General features: G+C 58.4%; 19 protein-coding genes and 1 pseudogene. 17 read left to right on the forward strand and 3 right to left on the reverse strand.

Going from position 1 to position 20,257, the window contains the following annotated elements:
• Genes WNZ14_RS01170 through WNZ14_RS01180 form a run of 3 tightly spaced genes read right to left on the reverse strand, consistent with a single transcriptional unit; the run spans position 1 to position 2,846 of the window.
• Positions 1-732: a FadR/GntR family transcriptional regulator gene (locus WNZ14_RS01170; protein ID WP_342866791.1), complete on the reverse strand. Its 732-nt coding sequence runs from the start codon at positions 730-732 to the stop codon at positions 1-3.
• Positions 729-1,898, reverse strand: coding sequence for a mandelate racemase/muconate lactonizing enzyme family protein (locus WNZ14_RS01175; protein WP_342866792.1), 1,170 nt, complete (start codon positions 1,896-1,898; stop codon positions 729-731). The genes WNZ14_RS01170 and WNZ14_RS01175 overlap by 4 nt, the downstream gene beginning before the upstream one ends.
• A gap of 60 nt (positions 1,899-1,958) precedes the next feature.
• The gene (locus WNZ14_RS01180) at positions 1,959-2,846 is read right to left on the reverse strand and encodes a sugar phosphate isomerase/epimerase family protein (RefSeq protein ID WP_342866793.1); all 888 of its coding nucleotides are present in this window, start codon (positions 2,844-2,846) and stop codon (positions 1,959-1,961) included.
• A 248-nt stretch (positions 2,847-3,094) separates the two neighbouring features.
• On the opposite strand from WNZ14_RS01180, the gene WNZ14_RS01185 reads away from it, so the two are divergent.
• The 17 genes and pseudogenes from WNZ14_RS01185 (at position 3,095) to WNZ14_RS01265 (ending at position 20,224) form a co-directional block, all read left to right on the forward strand.
• Positions 3,095-3,940, forward strand: coding sequence for a sugar phosphate isomerase/epimerase (locus WNZ14_RS01185; RefSeq protein WP_342868475.1), 846 nt, complete (start codon positions 3,095-3,097; stop codon positions 3,938-3,940).
• Between the two features lie 150 nt (positions 3,941-4,090).
• Positions 4,091-5,146 (forward strand): sugar phosphate isomerase/epimerase, encoded by a 1,056-nt coding sequence (locus tag WNZ14_RS01190; protein ID WP_342866794.1) that lies wholly within the window; start codon positions 4,091-4,093, stop codon positions 5,144-5,146.
• A 13-nt stretch (positions 5,147-5,159) separates the two neighbouring features.
• Positions 5,160-6,347: a Gfo/Idh/MocA family oxidoreductase gene (locus WNZ14_RS01195; protein ID WP_342866795.1), complete on the forward strand. Its 1,188-nt coding sequence runs from the start codon at positions 5,160-5,162 to the stop codon at positions 6,345-6,347.
• A 148-nt stretch (positions 6,348-6,495) separates the two neighbouring features.
• Positions 6,496-6,615: pseudogene (locus WNZ14_RS01200) on the forward strand (IS3 family transposase); the annotation flags it as partial.
• A gap of 182 nt (positions 6,616-6,797) precedes the next feature.
• Positions 6,798-7,829, forward strand: coding sequence for a LacI family DNA-binding transcriptional regulator (locus WNZ14_RS01205; protein WP_342866796.1), 1,032 nt, complete (start codon positions 6,798-6,800; stop codon positions 7,827-7,829).
• A 117-nt stretch (positions 7,830-7,946) separates the two neighbouring features.
• Positions 7,947-9,248 carry a sugar ABC transporter substrate-binding protein gene (locus WNZ14_RS01210; protein ID WP_342866797.1) on the forward strand — a complete coding sequence of 434 codons (1,302 nt, stop codon included), beginning with the start codon at positions 7,947-7,949 and terminating at the stop codon, positions 9,246-9,248.
• A 112-nt stretch (positions 9,249-9,360) separates the two neighbouring features.
• The gene (locus WNZ14_RS01215; protein WP_342866798.1) at positions 9,361-10,227 is read left to right on the forward strand and encodes a sugar ABC transporter permease; all 867 of its coding nucleotides are present in this window, start codon (positions 9,361-9,363) and stop codon (positions 10,225-10,227) included.
• A gap of 13 nt (positions 10,228-10,240) precedes the next feature.
• Positions 10,241-11,071, forward strand: coding sequence for a carbohydrate ABC transporter permease (locus WNZ14_RS01220; RefSeq protein ID WP_342866799.1), 831 nt, complete (start codon positions 10,241-10,243; stop codon positions 11,069-11,071).
• Positions 11,072-11,083: 12 nt separating this feature from the next.
• Positions 11,084-12,088, forward strand: coding sequence for an ABC transporter ATP-binding protein (locus WNZ14_RS01225; protein WP_342866800.1), 1,005 nt, complete (start codon positions 11,084-11,086; stop codon positions 12,086-12,088).
• Complete coding sequence (locus tag WNZ14_RS01230) at positions 12,085-12,858, forward strand: L-iditol 2-dehydrogenase (RefSeq protein ID WP_342866801.1); 774 nt, start codon at positions 12,085-12,087, stop codon at positions 12,856-12,858. Before WNZ14_RS01225 ends, WNZ14_RS01230 begins: the two co-directional genes overlap by 4 nt.
• A 29-nt stretch (positions 12,859-12,887) precedes the next feature.
• Positions 12,888-14,351, forward strand: a complete 1,464-nt coding sequence (locus WNZ14_RS01235) for a mannitol dehydrogenase family protein (protein ID WP_342866802.1) — start codon at positions 12,888-12,890, stop codon at positions 14,349-14,351.
• A gap of 293 nt (positions 14,352-14,644) precedes the next feature.
• A complete protein-coding gene (locus WNZ14_RS01240) occupies positions 14,645-15,814 on the forward strand; it encodes a substrate-binding domain-containing protein (RefSeq protein ID WP_342868476.1) in 1,170 nt (389 codons plus the stop codon).
• A gap of 66 nt (positions 15,815-15,880) precedes the next feature.
• A complete protein-coding gene (locus tag WNZ14_RS01245; protein ID WP_342866803.1) occupies positions 15,881-16,645 on the forward strand; it encodes an ABC transporter ATP-binding protein in 765 nt (254 codons plus the stop codon).
• Positions 16,638-17,360, forward strand: coding sequence for an ABC transporter ATP-binding protein (locus tag WNZ14_RS01250; RefSeq protein ID WP_342866804.1), 723 nt, complete (start codon positions 16,638-16,640; stop codon positions 17,358-17,360). Before WNZ14_RS01245 ends, WNZ14_RS01250 begins: the two co-directional genes overlap by 8 nt.
• A 71-nt stretch (positions 17,361-17,431) precedes the next feature.
• Positions 17,432-18,394, forward strand: coding sequence for a branched-chain amino acid ABC transporter permease (locus WNZ14_RS01255; RefSeq protein ID WP_342868477.1), 963 nt, complete (start codon positions 17,432-17,434; stop codon positions 18,392-18,394).
• Position 18,395: 1 nt separating this feature from the next.
• Positions 18,396-19,448 carry a branched-chain amino acid ABC transporter permease gene (locus WNZ14_RS01260; protein WP_342866805.1) on the forward strand — a complete coding sequence of 351 codons (1,053 nt, stop codon included), beginning with the start codon at positions 18,396-18,398 and terminating at the stop codon, positions 19,446-19,448.
• A 14-nt stretch (positions 19,449-19,462) separates the two neighbouring features.
• A complete protein-coding gene (locus WNZ14_RS01265) occupies positions 19,463-20,224 on the forward strand; it encodes an alpha/beta fold hydrolase (protein ID WP_342866806.1) in 762 nt (253 codons plus the stop codon).
• Positions 20,225-20,257 lie beyond the last annotated feature (33 nt).

The raw sequence follows: 20,257 nt of genomic DNA on the forward strand, positions 1-20,257 counted from the left end.
TCATACGGGCGCGCGGGGCAGCTCAGCCTGCCCGGCGGCCTTTTCAGCATTGGACTCAAGAATTTCCGTCCAGTAGCTCTGCGCTCGGCCCAGATGCGTGTTCATGAGGGCCTGGGCCAAGTTGCTGTCGCGCCGGTACAGTGCATCGAAAATCTGCATGTGCTCATTGTGAGACTTGATGTTACGCTCGACCTTGCCGAAATAGATCGGGAGCCGCTGCTCGCTAGCGGCATAGAAACTCGAGCATATCTTGTAAAACATCTCGTTTTGCGTGGCGCGTACGATTTCAAGATGGAATTCCCCATCGAGCCTGTGCAGCCCCAGCCCGTCGGCAATCTGTTTTTCCGAACGACCGAGAATGTCGCGCAACCGGTCGAGATTGTCATCCGTGGCACGCAGTGCCGCGAGCTCGGCTGCCTTGATCTCGTGGATCTTGCGAAGCTCGACCGCTTCGAAAATCTGCCGCGGCTGCAATTGCACGCCCGCAGTGGCAAGCAGGGCCATCGAACTCAGGCCAGCCGATTCCATCGTCAGATAAATGCCCGACTTTGCCCGCCTTTCGATCAGCTGTAGCGCTTCGAGAATGGCGAGAGATTCACGTACCTGACCACGGCTGACGGCAAAATGCTCCGCAAGCTCCCTCTCGGAGGGCGCCTTGCCTGCATTGCCGCTGGCCACCGCCACGATGTGCGCCACCAGATTGGGCAGGAAGTCGCTTTCAGAGCTCGTCATATGACCCTTGTGTATTTGTCCAGAACAGCTTCGTTCATGGTGAAGCCGAGGCCTGGCTTTTCAGGAAATTCAATCATCCCGTCTTTGGCCACCACGGATTCGTCAATGATATCATGTATCATCGGGTTGGCGCCAAGGGAAAACTCGACAGCGAAACTCGACGGCGACGCCGCACAGACATGCAGTCCCGCAAAGAAGCATGGCGCCCCCGCCCACAGATGCGGCGCCAGTCGCAGATTGAACGCAGAGGCGATTGTGCCAATCCGCATTGCCTCGCTGATGCCGCCACAAAACGCCGGATCGGGCTGAAAAATATCCGCCGCGCGCATGAGCGCAAGATCGCGGAAGGCAAACCGCGTGGCCTCGCTTTCCCCTGTGGCCACCGGGATAGGAATGCTGCCCCGCACTTCTGCAATGCCAGCCTTGTCATCGGCAATGATCGGCTCTTCGAACCAAGCAAGATCGCAATCTTCAACAAGATGCGCAAAACGCCGCGCCGTCGCGACAGTAAACGTGCCGTGTGCATCAACCGCCAGTTCGACGTCCGGACCCAGCGCCTTGCGGGCTGCCTTGACGCGGGCTGCGGAGGCATTCGGGTTCGGGTCCATTGCACCCACCCGCATCTTGATCATCCTGAAACCGCCTGCATCGACATAAGACTGCAATTGCTCGCCAATCTTGTCCGCACTCGCCCATCCACCCGATGCATAGGCCTGCATGCGTTCGGCTTTACGGCCGCCCAGCAACTTCCAGACCGGCTTTCCATCGGCCTTTCCAAGGATATCCCACAAGGCGATGTCGATTGCGCTGATGGCCGCAACCGTCAACCCGCGCCGTGCCATTTCCGGCATGGAATGGCCAGCCATCGCAGCCTTTTGCGCGCGAACGCCATTGTAAAGCTCTTCCCAGATGAACGTGATATCCGACGGGTCGCGGCCAATGATCCGCGGCCCGAAATCCTCATTGATCAAACGCACAAGCGTGGCGTAACTCCCGGAGCTGCCAGCGGCGTTCTTGCCCTCGCCCCACCCGACGACGCCGTCATCGGTTTCGATGCGCAGGATTGCGGCATCAAAGGTTCGCAAGGTCCCGAAGTCGCTGGTGTGCTGACGCGCCTGATCGATCGGGATCTGAATCCATTGCGCATGGACGGACTTGATTTTCATGACAGCGACCCTCGCACCCCGGCGGCGGACGTATCCGCCCCGGTGGAACGCCTCTACGGATTACTTGATGAGCGGCAACAGCGTTTCCGCTGTAATCCGCATCTGGTCCGAGTAGAACTTTTCGGTCAGCAGACTTGATCCATGGTCCTGGATGAACTTGAGCTGCTCCGGCGAGATGTCCACCGGATCGCGTTCCACCATGTCCGGGTAGATCGCTGCAGGCGTGCGGTCGACGGGCGCCACGAACTCGTTGGTCAATGCGCCGTCATAGCCGATTTCCTTGAGCGTCTCGACGATCTTGGGCCAGTTGAGATGACCAAGACCGGCAGCAAAACGGTTGTTGTCGGCGACATGGAAATCGAACAGCCTTTTGCCAGCCAGACGGATGGCATCGTAGATGTTGGATTCTTCCATATTGAGGTGATAGGCGTCGAGGCACACGCCGCAATCTGGGTGCACCGCATCGGCAAGTGCCAGCGCCTGTGCGCAGCGGTTGAAGATGTAGGTTTCAAAACGGTTGAGCGGTTCAATGGCGATTTTGACGCCGACCTTCTGGGAATGGGCGAAACACTCCTTGGTCGCCTCGACCAGCCAACCCCATTCCTCTTCCTCGGTCGCATCAGGCTGCACCTTGCCAACTGTCGCGGGGACAAGCGTGATGATCTCGCCCTCGAGTTCGCTGACCATGGTCAGCACGCTCTTGACGTAATCGACAGTGCGGGCCCGCTGGCGCTCGTCCTTGGCTGCCAGGTTTCGATCCCCCAGCGTCAGAGTAACCGCACCCCAGCAGCGGATGCCGTGCTCTTTCAAGAGCGCGCGGGTCTCCTTGGTGTCGTACTGGGTCGGTTCACCCGAAATCTCGATGCTTTCATAGCCGAATTGCTTGATCCGGCGAAGCGTGACGTCCAGCGGCTCGGCCCGCATCCAGTTGTGAGTCGACAGATGCATGTTAATCCTCCCTTGCAGCAGAGCTCCTCAACCCCACCACCCATTGCATTTTGCCATTCTGGTTAGACCAATTAATCCCTATTTTTGATCTTATCAAGCCTGACTATGCCATTTCTTCGCAGTATAGCCCGTTATCGACAGCATTTTGCATCTTGCGCAGGGAATACAAACATGATGTCGTAGCGGTGGGAGAATTTTGGTATTACCAGATTGAGATGATCGGGAGTGCCGAAATGGGAGAGAAGACCGTGAAGATCGGGATGAACATGTTCTTGTGGACCACCCATGTGGGTCCCCAGCACGAAGCGCTACTACGTGATCTGAAGGCCTGCGGCTATGACGGCGTGGAGATCCCGATATTCGAGGGTGAGATCAGCCACTATCAACAGCTCGCAACCATGCTCGATGATCTCGGTCTGGAGCGCACGGCAGTCACGGCGATGGGCGATCCGTCGATGAACCTGATCGGCGACGCGGCGGCCCGAGCAAGAGGCGTCGATTACATGCGCGACACGCTCGACAAGACACGCGCGCTGGGCGCCAGCCTGATCTGCGGACCGATGCATTCGACGCTGGGGCATTTCTCAGGCGTTGGGCCGACAGAGGAGGAATTTGCCAGTTCCATCTCGTCGCAGCGTCTGATCGGCGAGCATGCCGCGGGACTTGGTATCACGGTAGCGCTCGAGGCGCTGAACCGGTTTGAATGCTATCTGGTCAACACCATGGACGGGCTTGCTGCACACCTTGCTGATATCGGCCATCCGAACATTCGCGCGATGTATGACACCTTCCACGCCAACATTGAGGAAACCGATCCGATTGGCGCACTCACCCGCAACACGGCAAGTGTTGCCCATATTCATATTTCCGAGAATGATCGCGGTGTGCCGGGACGCGGCAACATTCCGTGGCGCGAAACCTATGCCGCGATCCGTGACATCGGTTATGACGGATGGCTGACAATCGAGAGTTTTGGCCGTGGCCTACCTGATCTGGCGGCAGCCACCAAGGTCTGGAGGGACTTTGCCGAAAGCCCGGAGGCGGTGTATCGAGAGGGATACGAACACATCAGCAATTCACTCGAAAATCATTGACGAGACGGGACCGGGCTCCGGTAAAGAAAACAGAGATGATACATTGGCGTCATTCTTGATTTTCCTTTGGACAAACCATCGCCCGTCTCACACGAAGAACACAGACCCGCGAAGCGGCGGACATGAACTGAACACTGAAGGAGGATATCTATGAAGACGATCAAGGGTCCGGCGCTGTTTCTGGCGCAGTTTGCAGGCGATGATGCGCCGTTCAATTCCTGGGATTCGATCACCAAATGGGCGGCTGACTGCGGCTACAAGGGTGTGCAGGTTCCGAGCTGGGACGGACGGCTGATCGATCTGGCCAAGGCTGCGTCGTCGAAAGACTATTGCGACGAGTTCAAGGGCGTGGCGCGGGCGAATGGTGTCGAAGTCACCGAGCTGTCGACACATCTGCAGGGCCAGCTGGTGGCCGTGCATCCGGCCTATGACGAAGCCTTTGACGGCTTTGCGGTGCCCGAAGTGCGCGGCAATCCGAAGGCGCGGCAGGAATGGGCGGTTGATCAAGTACGCATGGCGTTGTCGGCTTCCAAGAACATGGGTATTGCCGCAATGGCGAGCTTCTCCGGCGCGCTGGCCTGGCCCTATATCTATCCCTGGCCGCAGCGGCCCGCAGGCCTGGTCGAGACCGCCTTTGACGAACTGGCAAAGCGCTGGTGGCCGATCCTCGATTTTGCCGACGAATGCGGTGTCGACGTCTGCTACGAGATCCATCCGGGCGAAGATCTGCATGACGGCGTCACCTTCGAGATGTTTCTCGAGCGCGTCGGTAACCATGCCCGCTGCAACATGCTCTACGATCCGTCGCATTATGTGCTGCAGTGCCTCGACTACATCGACAACATCGACATCTACAAGGACCGGATCAGGATGTTCCACGTCAAGGATGCCGAGTTCAACCCGACCGGCAGGCAGGGCGTCTATTCGGGCTACCAGCCCTGGGTCGACCGGGCCGGACGGTTCCGTTCGCTCGGCGACGGACAGGTCGATTTCGGCGCGATCTTCTCGAAGATGGCGGCCAATGATTTTGACGGCTGGGCCGTGGTCGAATGGGAATGCTGCCTGAAGCATCCCGAAGACGGCGCGCGCGAAGGTGCGCAGTTTGTCTCCGACCACATCATCCGGGTGACCGAGCGCGCCTTCGACGATTTCGCCGATGGTGGCACGGACGATGCCGCCAACCGCCGCATGCTCGGCATTTCCTGAGCGGGAGGACGATATGACCATCGAAGGCTCCAACACCACCGCCTCGCGGCGGATCCGTCTCGGCATGGTCGGCGGTGGACGCGACGCGTTCATCGGCGGCGTGCACCGCATCGCCTCGCGCATCGACGACCGCTATGAGCTGGTCGCCGGTGCGTTTTCCTCGACACCTGAGAAATCGAAAGCCTCGGCCGAAGATCTCGGCGTCGCTCCAGGCCGCGCCTATGGCGACTATGTCGAGATGGCCAAGCGCGAGGCGCGTCTGAAGACCGGCATCGAGGCGGTGGCTATCGTCACGCCGAACCACATGCATTATCCGGTGGCGCGTGAATTCCTCAAGCGCGGCATCCATGTGATCTGCGACAAGCCGCTGACCTCGACGCTTGCGGATGCCAAGAAACTGGCCAAGGCTGCGGAGACATCGGGCGCGCTGTTTGTGCTCACGCACAATTACACTGGCTATCCGATGATCCGGCAGGCCCGCGACATGGTCGCCAAGGGAGAGCTTGGCAAGATCCGGCTTGTACAGGTCGAATATGCCCAGGACTGGCTGTCGGAGAACCTCGAGGCAACCGGGCAGAAACAGGCAGGCTGGCGCACCGACCCTGCCCGCTCCGGGCTTGGCGGCTCGACCGGCGACATCGGCACCCATGCCTTCAACCTGGCGAGCTTCGTCTCGGGCCTCGAACTCGACCAGCTCTGCGCCGATCTCGACTGTTTCGTCGAGGGTCGGCAGCTTGATGACAACGGCCACGTGCTGATGCGGTTTACGGGCGGCGCCAAGGGCATGCTCTGGTGCAGCCAGGTGGCGCCCGGCAACGAGAATGCGCTCAAGCTCCGCATATACGGCGAAAAGGGCGGGATCGAATGGGCGCAGGAAGATCCGAACTATCTCTGGTACACGCCGTTGGGTGAGCCAAAACGGCTTCTGACCCGCAACGGCGCGGGTGCAACAGAGGCCGGCCAGCGCGTCAGCCGCATTCCAGGGGGCCATCCCGAGGGCTACCTTGAAGGCTTCGCAACCATCTACAATGAAGCCGCCGAAGCCATCATCGCGCACCGCGACGGAAAGCCGGCGCCCGACGGCGTGATCTATCCCGGCATCAATGAGGGACTGGCAGGCGTCGCCTTCGTGACCGCCTGCGTCGACTCCTCGCGCCGCGGCGGCAGCTGGGTCAAGTTCGGTAGCTACACGAAACGCTGACAGCTGCTTCAGGACGGTCGGCCAGATCAGAAGCGCAAACGGAGTTTCCTAACTCAAAGCGGTTCATTCTATCCTCGCGTCGGTATGGACCTGTCGCAGTTTGATGCCGCTCCTTTGATAGCATTTACTGCAACAAAGGAGACGACCTATGGGACTGAAACGGACGGATGAACTTCGCCAAGATGCCGTGCGTATCGCGCTGACCAGTTGGCTTACACATAAAAAGGTCGCTGATGATCTGGGTATCGGCATGTCGACGCTGAACAAATGAATCACCGCTCATCGAGATATTGATGATCTGCCTTTGGACCGCCAATCAACCCTGACATTTCATAGCACTGGCAAAATTTGCGCCCGCAAACTATGCTGTTGTCCATATTGCCACTTGTGGAAATCGCGATCTTCGAGGGTTCCTCGGCAAGCTTGAAGATGAAAAGGGCGACCTGCCGGATGAGCGATTCAAAGATCAAGAATATGGACGACTTTGCAACCATCAGCGGCATTTCGCGCCCGACAATTTCCAAATATTTCAACGATGCCGACAGCGTAAGAAAATCGACAAGAGAGCGCATCGAGAAGGCGCTTGAGCTTTACGACTACCGCCCGAATTTCTACGCGATGAACCAGAACAGGCGATTGACCAAGAATGTGGGCATCGTCATCCCCTATATGGCGGACCCGCATTTTGCCGAGATTGCGCGCAACGTGGAGAACCATGTCATCGAGGCCGGGTATCGTCCGGTCGTGCTCGGATCCCAGGGCAATCCGGAACAGGAGATCGAGAATCTAAACAATTTGCGGCTGCTCAAGCCTGCGGGCGTCCTGCTCGCCCCGATCGGTCGGATGTCGGATGCCGGCCGCATAGCGGACTTCTGCAAGGATGTCCCGACGGTTCTTTTCGATGCAAACATCGAGGATGTCGGCGAAGCTTTCATCGGAATGGACAACAACCAGAGCATCGGGTTGATCGTCGAGTACCTGTGCAGGACCGGCGAGCCGCCGGCATTCTTCGAGATGCTGACACCGACCAACCCAAATGCTCTCAAACGTCGGAGTGCCTACATAAAGACGATGGATCGATTGGGCCACCAACCGCATCTGATTCAGGTCAAGGGTGAAGGTTGGGACTTCGAGGAAATCGGTTTTCGGGAAGGATCCCGCGTCATAGCCGATCGGACGCTCTTGACTGACACGGTTCTGTGCAGCAACGACCGTCTCGCAATAGGCTTTTTGTCTGCGGCCTATCAACACGGGCTGCGCGTGGGACTGGGCGCAAGTTGCGCCTTGCGCGTCGCAGGTCACGATGACCATCCATTCTCGCGTTATACCTGCCCGACGTTGACGACTGTTTCACAGGATTATGCGGCAATTTCGGCCCGGAGCGCAGAAACGCTATTTGCGCTAATTGACACTGATCAACGCGCGAGTTCTCGTGAAGTGACACTTTATGATGGCAGACTGGTCATGAGGGGCTCTGCTTAACTAGCTGAAAACAAGATCATAAATTCAAAATATATACGCGCGTAAAAATATAATTGACGCGAGGGTAGATCTGGCAGTACTTTTTGATGGCAACATCCAATCAAAGGGAGGATACGGATGTACTTGAGGAACGCACTGTGTGCGGCAACCGCTTTGTCGGTTCTCGGCACCGTCGGCGCTTATGCCGAGACAATCACCATCGCAACCGTGAACAATGGCGACATGATCCGCATGCAGGGTCTCACGGACGATTTCACCGCAAAAACCGGCCACAAAGTTGAGTGGGTGACACTGGAAGAGAACGTTCTTCGCCAGCGTGTCACGACCGACATCTCGGCCAAGGGTGGTCAGTTCGACATCATGACCATCGGTATGTACGAAACACCGATCTGGGCAAAGAACGGCTGGCTGGTCTCAATGGATGATCTGCCGGCAGACTATGATGTCGATGACATCCTGCCAGCCATGCGTGGCGGCCTGTCTTATGACGGCACGATGTATGCAGCGCCATTCTATGGCGAAAGCTCGATGATCATGTATCGCAAGGACCTGATGGAAGCAGCAGGCATGGAAATGCCCGATGCGCCCACGTGGGACTTTGTCGCCGATGCAGCCCGCGCGATGACAGACAAAGACAATGAAATCTACGGCATCTGCCTGCGCGGCAAGGCTGGCTGGGGCGAGAACATGGCGTTCCTGACAGCTACTTCCAACGCATTTGGTGCACGTTGGTTTGACGAAGACTGGAAGCCGCAGTTTGACACGAAGCCCTGGGCAGACACGCTGAACTTCTACATCAACCTGATGAACGAAGCCGGCCCTCCCGGTGCATCCAACAACGGCTTTAACGAAAACCTGTCGCTGTTCCAGCAGGGCAAGTGCGGCATGTGGATCGACGCCACTGTCGCGGCATCTTTCGTGACCAACCCCAATGATTCAACAGTCGCAGACAAGGTTGGCTTTGCGCTCGCCCCCGATGCGGGTCTCGGCAAACGCAGCAACTGGCTCTGGGCCTGGGCTCTGGCCATTCCAGCCGGCACGCAGAAAGAGGCTGCGGCCAAGGAATTCATAGAGTGGGCAACCTCGAAAGACTATATCGAGCTGGTGGCCTCGAAAGAGGGCTGGGCCAACGTACCTCCGGGCGCACGAACCTCGCTCTATGAAAACGAGAACTACAAGAACATTCCTTTCGCCAAGATGACGCTGGAAAGCATCCTCTCGGCTGACCCGAACAACCCAACGGTTGATCCGGTTCCCTATGTGGGTGTGCAGTTCGCTGCAATTCCCGAATTCGCTGGCATAGCGACCCAGGTTGGCCAGGAATTCTCGGCAGCCCTTGCAGGCCAGCAAACAGCGGAAGAAGCCCTCGCCAAGGCGCAGGCTTTGACCGCTGAGGAAATGGAAGCCGCCGGTTACTAAGGCTTTCCTCCCAACCAGGGGGTAGTGTGCGCATTACCCCCTGGTGCCCTTCGACTGCCACAGCAATGAAACGCACGGACGGCTCCAATGCTGTCTGATGAGGAGGTGTGTCATGGCGACCCAGCATTCCAGATCCGCAGCACGTATCATGATGGCGCCAGCGGTTATCCTGCTTCTCGGCTGGATGCTCGTGCCACTGATGATGACGCTGTACTTCTCGTTCAAGAAATATCTGCCGCTTCGCGGCGGCGACCTTGGATGGGTCGGCTTTGACAATTACATCCGCTTCGTTACATCCAGCGCTTTCTGGCCATCTGTTCTGACCACGCTGATCATCGTCGGTGGCGTCTTGCTCATCACGGTTATCCTCGGTGTCTTGCTGGCGATCCTCCTGAACCAGCCGATGTGGGGTCAAGGCATCGTTCGCATTCTTGTCATTGCCCCGTTCTTCGTCATGCCAACTGTCTCCGCGCTGGTCTGGAAGAACATGTTCATGGACCCGGTAAACGGTCTTTTTGCCCATATGTGGAAGTTCTTCGGGGCCCAACCCGTCGAATGGCTGACAGAGGCCTCCATGATGTCGATTGTGATTATCGTGTCGTGGCAGTGGTTGCCGTTTGCCACGCTGATCCTGCTCACCGCAATTCAGTCCCTGGACGGCGAACAACTTGAGGCCTCCGAAATGGACGGCGCCCCACCGCTGGCACGCTTCGGCTACATCGTCCTGCCGCATCTCGGTCGCGCCATCACGGTTGTCATCCTGATCCAGACGATCTTTCTGCTGTCGGTCTTTGCCGAGATCTTCGTGACGACTCAGGGTGCATTCGGCACCAAGACACTGACCTACCTGATCTACCAGCGCGTGCTGGAAAGCCAGAATATCGGGCTCGGCTCGGCAGGTGGCGTCTACGCAATCATTCTCGCTAACATCCTTGCCATCTTCCTGATGCGCATGGTCGGCAAGAACCTGGACGCGTGAGGGGGACGACAAAATGGCACGCTCTGTTACAAATCAACGCAAGATCATCAACACCGCAGCCGCATGGGCTATTGGTCTTCTGATCTTCTTCCCCATTCTCTGGACCATCCTGACCAGCTTCAAGACCGAAGCACAGGCGATTTCGGATCCGCCGGTTTTCCTCGCATTCGACTGGACGCTGGAAAACTATTCGGTCGTGATGGAGCGATCCGACTACGGGCGTTTCCTCTGGAATTCAATTGTTATCGCCGGCGGCTCAACCATCCTCGGGATCATCATCGCGATCCCGGCCGCATGGTCGATGGCCTTCGTGCCGTCAAAACGGACCAAGGACATCCTCCTGTGGATGCTGTCGACCAAAATGTTGCCTGCGGTCGGAGTTCTGTATCCGATCTACCTGATCTTCATCAGAATGGGTTTGCTCGATACAAAGATCGCTCTGGTCGTCGTGTTGATGCTGATCAACCTGCCGATCATCGTCTGGATGCTCTATACCTACTTCAAGGAAATCCCGGGCGAAATCCTTGAAGCGGCGCGAATGGATGGCGCAACGCTGCGCGAAGAAATCCTCTACGTGCTCACCCCGATGGCCATCCCGGGCATAGCCTCGACGCTGCTTCTGAATGTCATTCTGGCGTGGAACGAGGCCTTCTGGACCCTCAATCTGACTGCGGCACAAGCAGCGCCTCTGACAGCATTCATCGCAAGCTACTCAAGCCCTGAAGGGCTGTTCTACGCCAAGCTCAGCGCGGCCTCGACCATGGCAATTGCGCCAATTCTCATTCTCGGCTGGTTCAGCCAGAAGCAACTCGTCAGCGGCCTGACCTTTGGCGCTGTGAAATAGGGGAACTGACCAATGGGACAAATTCAACTGAACCAGGTGACCAAGAGCTTCGGTGCTGTTCAGGTCATTCCGCCCTTGGATCTGACAATAGAGGACGGTGAATTCACGGTATTCGTCGGCCCCTCCGGCTGCGGCAAATCCACGCTTCTGCGTCTGATCGCGGGACTTGAAGACGTCACATCCGGGCATATCGCGATCGACGGAAAGGACGCCACGGAGGTTCCGCCTGCCAAGCGCGGACTTGCGATGGTGTTCCAGTCCTACGCGCTTTATCCGCATATGTCGGTTCGCAAGAATATCGCGTTTCCGATGAAGATGGCCAAGATCGACCAGGCTGAACAGGATCGTCGCATAGAAGCAGCAGCAAAGGCGCTCAATCTCACCGACTATCTTGATCGCCGCCCCGGACAATTGTCCGGCGGCCAGCGCCAGCGCGTCGCCATTGGCCGGGCCATCGTGCGTGAACCGTCAGCGTTTCTGTTCGACGAACCCTTGTCGAACCTCGACGCCGCCTTGCGGGTTGGCATGCGACTTGAAATCAGCGAACTGCATGAACGCCTCAAGACCACCATGGTCTATGTGACCCATGACCAGGTGGAAGCCATGACAATGGCCGACAAGATTGTGGTCCTTCAAGCAGGCGTAATCGAACAGGTCGGCAGCCCACTTGAACTTTACAACAGGCCCTGCAACCGCTTCGTCGCAGGCTTCATCGGCTCGCCCCGAATGAACTTCATGGAAGGGACGGAAGCTGCAAAGCATGGGGCGCACGCGATCGGCTTCCGCCCCGAGCATCTCAAAATATCAGTAACCGAAGGCCAATGGAAAGCTAAGGTTGGCGTTGCCGAGCATCTTGGCTCGGACACGTTTCTGTATGTGCATCCAGAGAAAGGCGGGGAAACCATGACCGTTCGTGTCGACGGCGAGTTCACCGCGCGTCACGGCGACATCGTCTACCTGACACCCATTGCAGAAAAGATCCATCGCTTCGCGGCAGACGGGCTGAGAATAGAATGACTCGGCTGGCTGGGAAATTCGCACTGATCACAGGCGCTGCCCGCGGTATCGGGCGCGCCTTTGCCGAAGCCTACATCCGCGAGGGCGCCCGCGTGGCCATCGCCGACATAGATCTCGAAAAGGCCCGCGCGACAGCTGCAGAGCTGGGTGAAGGCGCCATCGCCATATCGATGGATGTGACACAGCAGAGCAGCATTGAGAGCGCTGTCAGCGAAACGCTCGCAGCCTTTGGCGGCATCGACATACTCATAAACAATGCGGCGATCTTTACGGCTGCACCGATCGTCGAAATAGCCCGGGAAGATTTCGATCGCACGTTCGACATCAACGTCGCGGGTACGCTCTTCACGCTTCAGGCCGTCGCGCGCCACATGATCGAACGCGGCACCGGCGGCAAGATCATTAACATGGCAAGCCAGGCCGGCCGCCGTGGCGAGCCCCTTGTTGCCGTCTACTGCGCCAGCAAGGCCGCGATCATCAGTCTCACCCAGTCGGCAGGGCTCAACCTCATTCAGCATGGCATCAATGTGAACGCGATCTCTCCGGGCGTGGTCGATGGCGAACATTGGGATGGTGTCGACGCGTTCTTTGCGAAGCATGAAAACAAGCCCAGAGGCCAGAAGAAAAAGGAAGTTGGCGATGCCGTTCCCTTTGGACGCATGGGCAAAGCCGAAGACCTGTGCGGGATGGCTGTATTCCTTGCCAGCGACGACGCCAACTATGTCGTCGGGCAAACCTACAATGTCGATGGCGGACAATGGTTAAGCTGATGGATGATCACATGATGGGGCCAAAGCCCATGAAACTAGCCAATGAAACATTGGCAAGCCTGCCCAAGGACGTAAAGCGTCCGCGCTATGACCGTTCGGCTCTGACGGCCGGGATTGTCCACATTGGCCTTGGTAATTTTCACCGCGCCCACCAGGCCTGGTATCTGCACCGCCTGATGCAGGACGGGCTTGCTCAGGACTGGGCGATCCTGGGTGCAGGGATACGTCCCTATGATGCTGCGATGCGTGATAAGCTTCTCGCACAGGACTGCCTGACCACCCTGATTGAACTCGATCCCGCCGGAACCTCCGCCGAGGTGATCGGATCAATGATTGACTACCTACCGATCAAGGACGGAAACGGCTCGCTGATCAGCACAATGGCCGATCCAGGCATTCGCATCGTTGCATTGACAGTGACTGAAGGCGGCTATTTCATCGATCCGGGCACTGGAGCTCTCAATTCTTCCCATCCCGACATTCAACATGACATTGAACACCCCGCCACTCCGCGCACCGTCTTCGGCGCTATTGTCGCTGCACTGAAGCTAAGGCGCGCCGGAGGGCATGGTCCCTTCACTGTTCAAAGCTGTGACAATCTTCAGGGCAACGGAACAATCACCGAGCAAACGGTACTGGGGCTTGCGAAACTCGCGGATCCCGAGCTCGCTGACTGGATCGAACAGCAGTGCACGTTCCCAAATTCCATGGTCGACTGCATCGTCCCAGCAACAGGCACGAAAGAGATCGCTCTTGCGCGCCAGCTCGGCATCATTGATGCCGCACCGGTGACACATGAGAACTACCGTCAGTGGGTTATCGAGGATAATTTTTGTGCTGGCAGGCCGGACTGGGACAAGGTCGGCGCCATCTTTACAGATGACGTGCATGACTTTGAGACCATGAAAATCCGCATCCTGAATGCCGGTCATCAGGTCATCGCCAATGCAGGTGAACTTCTTTCGCTTGAAACGATTTCGGATTGCATGGCGCACCCGGCGCTTTCATCCTTCTTCAAGAAGATCCAGCGGGAAGAGATTGCACCCTATGTCAAACCGGTTCCAGGCATCACTCCGACCGAATATGTCGACCTGATTGAAACGCGGTTTTCCAATCCGGAAATCCACGACACAACACGGCGGGTCGCCTTCGACGGATCGTCCCGCCATACAGGCTTTGTTCTTCCCATCCTTCGCGATGCGCTGGATGCTGGCGGGTCAATCGAAGGCCTCAGCCTGGTAGAGGCACTTTGGGCCCGCATGTGTGCGGGAACGAGGGAAGATGGTTCGGCGATTGAGCCCAACGACCCGCAGTGGCACAGCCTCACCACAGCCGCCCTGGCGGCTCGCGACGACCCGCAACGCTGGCTGAACCAGCGCCAGATCTATGGGGAAACGGCAAGCGACCAGCGGTTCTCACAATCCTTTGGCTATTGGCTGAACTTTGTCTGGCAGAATGGCACTGAAGCCGCCATTGGCGCCTACACAAATTGACTGCAGCCCTGATCTGGTGGTGTCAGATCAGGGCGCTCCGGTCAGCCATCCTGTCCGCGAATGGGACTAAGACGCTGGATCAACAGCGCAACTCTCCTGATGATACGCTAGGGTGACGCGACACGGCATGGTCAATGGCATGATTGGCATTGAGCCCAATTCGCTCTGAATCCATCCATTTCAAACCAAGTTCACACATCTATCCGGGGCATCGTCGAAACGTTGACATGAATATTGATTCATGTTTCATGTTTGTACCGTTGTTCGCTTAGGGGAGGAGACCCGAAATGAAGATGAAGACGATACTGGCAACAGGTGTGGCCGCAGCTATGCTGACGGTACCGGCACTCGCTGACATCAAGATTGCCCATGTTTATGGAAAGACCGGAGCGCTTGAGGCCTATGCAGCCCAGTCGCACACGGGACTGATGCTTGGCCTGGAATATGCCACGGGTGGCAGCATGGAGATTGATGGCGAGAAGATCGTCGTCATCGAAAAGGACACGCAGCTAAAGCCCGATATCGGCAAGGCTGTTCTGGCTGAAGCCTATGGCGATGACGAGGCTGCCATCGCGGTCGGCCCGGTCAGTTCCGGGGTTGGGCTAGCCATGCTACCGGTCGCCCAGGAATACGAGAAGATCCTGATCGTCGAACCTGCCGTGGCCGACTCGATCACCGGTGAGAACTGGAATCGGTTCATCTTCCGAACCGGTCGCAACTCCTCGCAGGATGCCATCTCCAACGCGGTTGCCCTTGGCAGCGAAGGCGTGACAATCGCAACTCTGGCCCAGGACTACGCCTTCGGACGCGACGGCGTGGCCGCTTTCCGTGAAGCTCTGTCAAGCACCGGCGCCAAGATCGCGCATGAAGAATATGTGCCCACCGACACCACCGACTTCACCGCGGCGGCGGAACGAATCTTCAACGCCATGTCCGGCATTGAAGGCAAGAAGAAGCTGTTCATCATCTGGGCAGGCGGCGGCAACCCAATGGGCAAGATCAACGCCATGGATCCCTCGCGTTTCGGCATCGAGATCGCGACCGGCGGCAACATCCTCGCTGCGCTCAAGGCCTACAAGGAATTGCCAGGCATGGAAGGCGCCACCTACTACTACTACGAGATCCCGAAGAACCCGGTCAACGACTGGCTGGTCAAGGAGCATATGGCTCGCTTCGGCTCGCCCCCGGATTTCTTCACCGCGGGCGGCATGGCAGCCGGCATTGCCGTGGTCGAGGCAATCAAGAAGGCGGGCTCCACCGATACCGAAGCGCTGATTTCTGCGATGGAAGGGATGGAATGGCAGACGCCGAAAGGGACGATGCGCTTTCGCAAGGAGGACCATCAGGCCCTGCAGTCGATGTACCACTTCCGCACCGAAATCCAGGACGGCAAGGACTACGGCGTCCCCGTGCTGGTGCGTGAGATCGGCATCGAGGACATGAACATTCCGATCCGCAACTGATACTCAGAGCGGCGGGCGTCAGCACTGACGCCCGCCGCATTCCAGTCTTCTGCCAACAGGTAAGCCATGACACAGACGCTTCTGGAAACGGACAGCCTCACCGTCCGCTTTGGCGGCCATGTGGCGGTCGACAATGTCACCTGCAGCTTTCGCGCAGGCGAACTCACCGCGATCGTAGGACCCAACGGCGCGGGCAAGACAACCTACTTCAACCTCATCTCCGGACAGATTACGGCATCGGCGGGAACCGTGCGCCTGATGGGTGAGGATGTGACGCGCGATCCGGTGGCACAGCGCTGCAAGAAGGGATTGGGGCGCGCCTTCCAGCTGACCAATCTGTTTCCCGATCTCACGGTGCTTGAAAATGTCCGACTGGTCATCCAGGCACGACGCAGGATGGGCTTCAATCTGTTCAGCATGGCGAGCGCGCACACCGAATTGACGGTCGCGGCGATGGCCGTGCTTGAGCGGGTTCGCCTCCACACCCTCCGCGAACAGAAAGTCGGCGGGCTCAGTCATGGCAACCAGCGCAAGCTCGAGGTCGCCATCCTGATTGCGCTTGATCCCCTGGTTTACATGTTTGACGAGCCGACCGCAGGCATGAGCGTGGACGAGGCACCGGTGGTGCTGGACCTGATTGCCGAGCTCAAGGCCGATACCGACAGGACGATCCTGCTGGTCGAACACAAGATGGACGTCATCCGCTCACTCGCCGACCGCATTATTGTCCTGCACAACGGCGCACTCGCCGCCGACGGCGATCCGGCTACCGTAATGGCGTCGGACGTGGTGCAGGAAGCATACATGGGACGGGACCTTGCAGATGTCTGAACCGATCCTCGAACTCTCCGGCATCCACACTGACATAGCCCAGTATCACATCCTGCAGGGTGTCGATCTCGTCGTACCACGCGGCGGCGTGACCATGCTTCTGGGCCGCAATGGTGTGGGCAAGACCACCACACTGCGCACCATCATCGGTCACTGGCAGACCAAATCCGGCAGCCTTCTCTTCAACGGCGCCGACATCACCAGCATGGCGACACCTGCCCGCGCCCGCGCCGGAATTGGTTTCGTGCCCGAGGACATGGGCATTTTCTCGGACCTGACGGTCGAGGAGAACATGATCCTCGCAGCGGCGTCCGGCCCGCTTGATCCAGCCCGCCTGGAATCGATCTTCGCAGCATTCCCGCCCCTCAGCACATTCTGGAAGTCCGAAGCAGGCAATCTGTCAGGTGGCCAGAAACAGATGCTCTCGATCGCGCGCGCAATGGCCGAGGAGCGGCAGCTGTACCTGATTGACGAACCGACCAAGGGACTGGCGCCGGCGATCATCTCGACCATGGCCGGTGCACTTCGCGACCTGAAGCAAAAAGGCGCATCGATCCTTCTGGTCGAGCAGAATTTCGCCGTCGCCAAGGCGCTCGGTGACACCGCTGCCGTGATGGATGACGGTCGCATCGTCTGGGCCGGCCAGATGGCTGAGCTCGCAAACCACGCTGCATTGCAGGAACGCCTTATGGGCCTGAGCATGGAGGCGCATTGATCATGGCTACCGCACCCGGCCACGCGCCGAAATACGCCCAACTGTCGCTGATCGACAGCATCGGGAAAAAAATGCCTCTGCTTCTGGTTCCCATACTGGTGGTTCTGGGCTTCCTGTTGATAGGCTCGACATCGAGCTGGCTGACGCTGACGGTTTCGGGCCTCGCCATGGGCATGATGATCTTCATCATGGCCTCCGGCCTCACTCTCGTCTTCGGCCTGATGGACGTCATCAATTTCGGCCATGGAGCCTTCATTTCGGTTGGCGCCTATGTCGGCATCTCTGCCCTTCTGGCGCTCGATGGCTGGACCGGCGCGCCTTCGCTGATCTTGAATGTTGCGGCAGTGCTCGCAGCGGTGATTGCCGCTATGTGCGCCACCGGCGCACTGGGCTGGGGCTTCGAGCGTGTGATCGTTCGGCCGGTCTATGGCGCGCACCTCAAGCAGATCCTGGTGACCGTCGGCGGTCTCATCGTCATCGAACAGCTGATCCAGGTGATTTGGGGACCGGACGAGATCTATCTCACACGGCCCGAAATGCTGAAGGGCGCGGTAACCTTCGCGGGTGCCGCGATTGAGAAATACCGGTTGCTGGCAGTGGTCTTCGGGCTGGCGCTGTTTGTCGCCATGCGGCTGGTGCTCAAGCGCACCAAGATCGGTCTGATCGTCCGGGCCGGGGTGCAGAACGGCGAAATGGTCGAGGCTCTGGGCTACAGGCTAGGCCTGGTCTTCATCGGCGTGTTTGTTGCGGGCTCAGCGCTCGCGGGTCTCGGCGGCGTGATGTGGGGGCTCTATCAGGAGGTCATCACCGCCGGCATGGGCGAAGAGATGATGATCCTGGTTTTCATCGTCGTCATCATCGGTGGTCTCGGATCGGTCGAGGGTGCCTTCATCGGCGCACTGCTGGTCGGCCTCCTGCAGAACTACGTGGCTTTTCTCGAACCCAAGCTGGCGCTGATTTCAAACATCGCACTGATGACGGCCATTCTGATGTGGCGACCACAAGGCATGATGCCGGTTGTGAAGGCGAAGTAAGATGCTCACACACCTCCTCTCGGGCGACCGTCCGCGCTCACTGATCCTCACCGTTCTGCTGCTCGCCATCCTCGCTGGATTGGCTTTTGCGCCGTTCCTGTTTCCGGGAGTCCGTTCGCTCGAAACGGCGGCTCGGATCTGCATCTTCATCGTGCTGGTGGCCAGTTATGATCTGCTCCTGGGCTATTCCGGCATTGTCAGCTTTGCCCACACCATGTTCTTTGGCCTCGGCGCTTACGGCGTGGCCCTCGCCTCGACACACATGGGGCGCGGGTATGATGCCCTGATAGTAGGCACCGTGCTTGGCGCCATTGCAGCAGCTCTGCTGGCTTTGCTGATCGGGCTTTTCTCGCTCAGGGTCCGGGCGATCTTCTTTGCCATGATCACGCTTGCGGTCGCCTCCGCCGTCGCGGTTCTCGTCAGCCAGTTATCAGGTCTGACCGGCGGCGAAGACGGTTTGAATTACTCGATTCCACGCGAGCTGACCCCGGCGTTCCGGCTTGGCAAGCTGTTCGACATCAGCATCACCGGCAAGATCTTGAATTACTATCTTGTCTTCTTCGCCTCGCTTGCACTGTTTCTGCTGCTGCTCAGGATCGTAAACTCGCCCTTCGGGCGGGTGCTGAAGGCCATCCGCGAAAACGATTTCCGTGCCGAAGCGATCGGTTACCGGGTCGTCCTTTACCGGACTCTCGCAACCTGCCTGTCGGCAGCGGTTGCAGCTCTTGCAGGAAGCCTGTTTGCCATCTGGCTGCGCTATGTTGGACCGGCCACGACACTGTCCTTCGAAATCATGCTCGATATCCTGCTGATGGTGGTCATCGGTGGCATGGGCACGATGTACGGCGCAGTGATCGGCGCAACTCTTTTCGTGCTGGCGCAGAATTATCTGCAGAACCTGATGGGCGTCGCGGCAAGTGCCACCGAGGGTCTACCGCTCATTCCGCAGCTGCTTGACCCGGACCGCTGGCTGTTGTGGCTCGGCGTACTCTTCATCCTCAGCGTCTACTTCTTTCCGACGGGCATCGTCGGGCGGCTCAGGTCCGAGGATTGACTGTGGCGCGGGAGATGCCCCCAGCGCGTCCGTTGGTGCTGCTGCATGGCTGGACCATGCGCGGCAGGATCTTCGATGATCTCATTGCCAGACTTCCTGCCAACTTTGACTGCCACGCGCCTGATCTTCCTGGACATGGTTCGCTTTCAACGGCAGAGCCCTCGCTTGCGGCTGCAGCCCAAACGCTCTCTGCTTTGCTCGAGACCCATGATCTCAACGACGTCGTTCTGGTCGGCTGGTCTATGGGCGCTGCGGTTGCATGGCAGTTCATCGAGCAGTTCGGCGCCGACCGGATCGCAGGCCTGATGACCGTCGACATGAGCCCGAAGCTTGGCTGCGAAACCGACTGGCCGCATGGGCTGATCGGGCAGAGCGAGGCCGATCTCGAAACCACCACCGAGCGGATGATCGCGGACTGGAGCGGCATGGCCCAAGCGATCGCAACCACCATGTTCGGCCAGCGCGAAGGCGCGCCGCGCTACAGCCGACAGGACGCGCTTGACCAGATCATCGCAAACGATCCGGCAAAAATGATCAGCATGTGGGAAGCGCTGGTTGGCATGGACCAACGGCAGGTCATCACCGGACTACCAATCCCTATCCTCGCAACCTGCGGAGCACTGAGCCGGGTCTATCCGGTGTCGACCGCCGAGTGGCTTTCCCGCACCGCTCCCCAGGGTGAAAACCACGTGTTTGAAGCCTCGGGGCACTCGCCGCATCTCGAAGAGCCAAAGGCTTTCGCGGAAAGGCTGATTGAATTCGCCAACAGCCTTTAGAGAGGCGCACAGCTCCAATGAGCAATTACTTAG

Origin of the sequence: Hoeflea sp. AS60 (assembly GCF_038900115.1) — a bacterium.
Classification (GTDB): Bacteria; Pseudomonadota; Alphaproteobacteria; order Rhizobiales; family Rhizobiaceae; genus Hoeflea.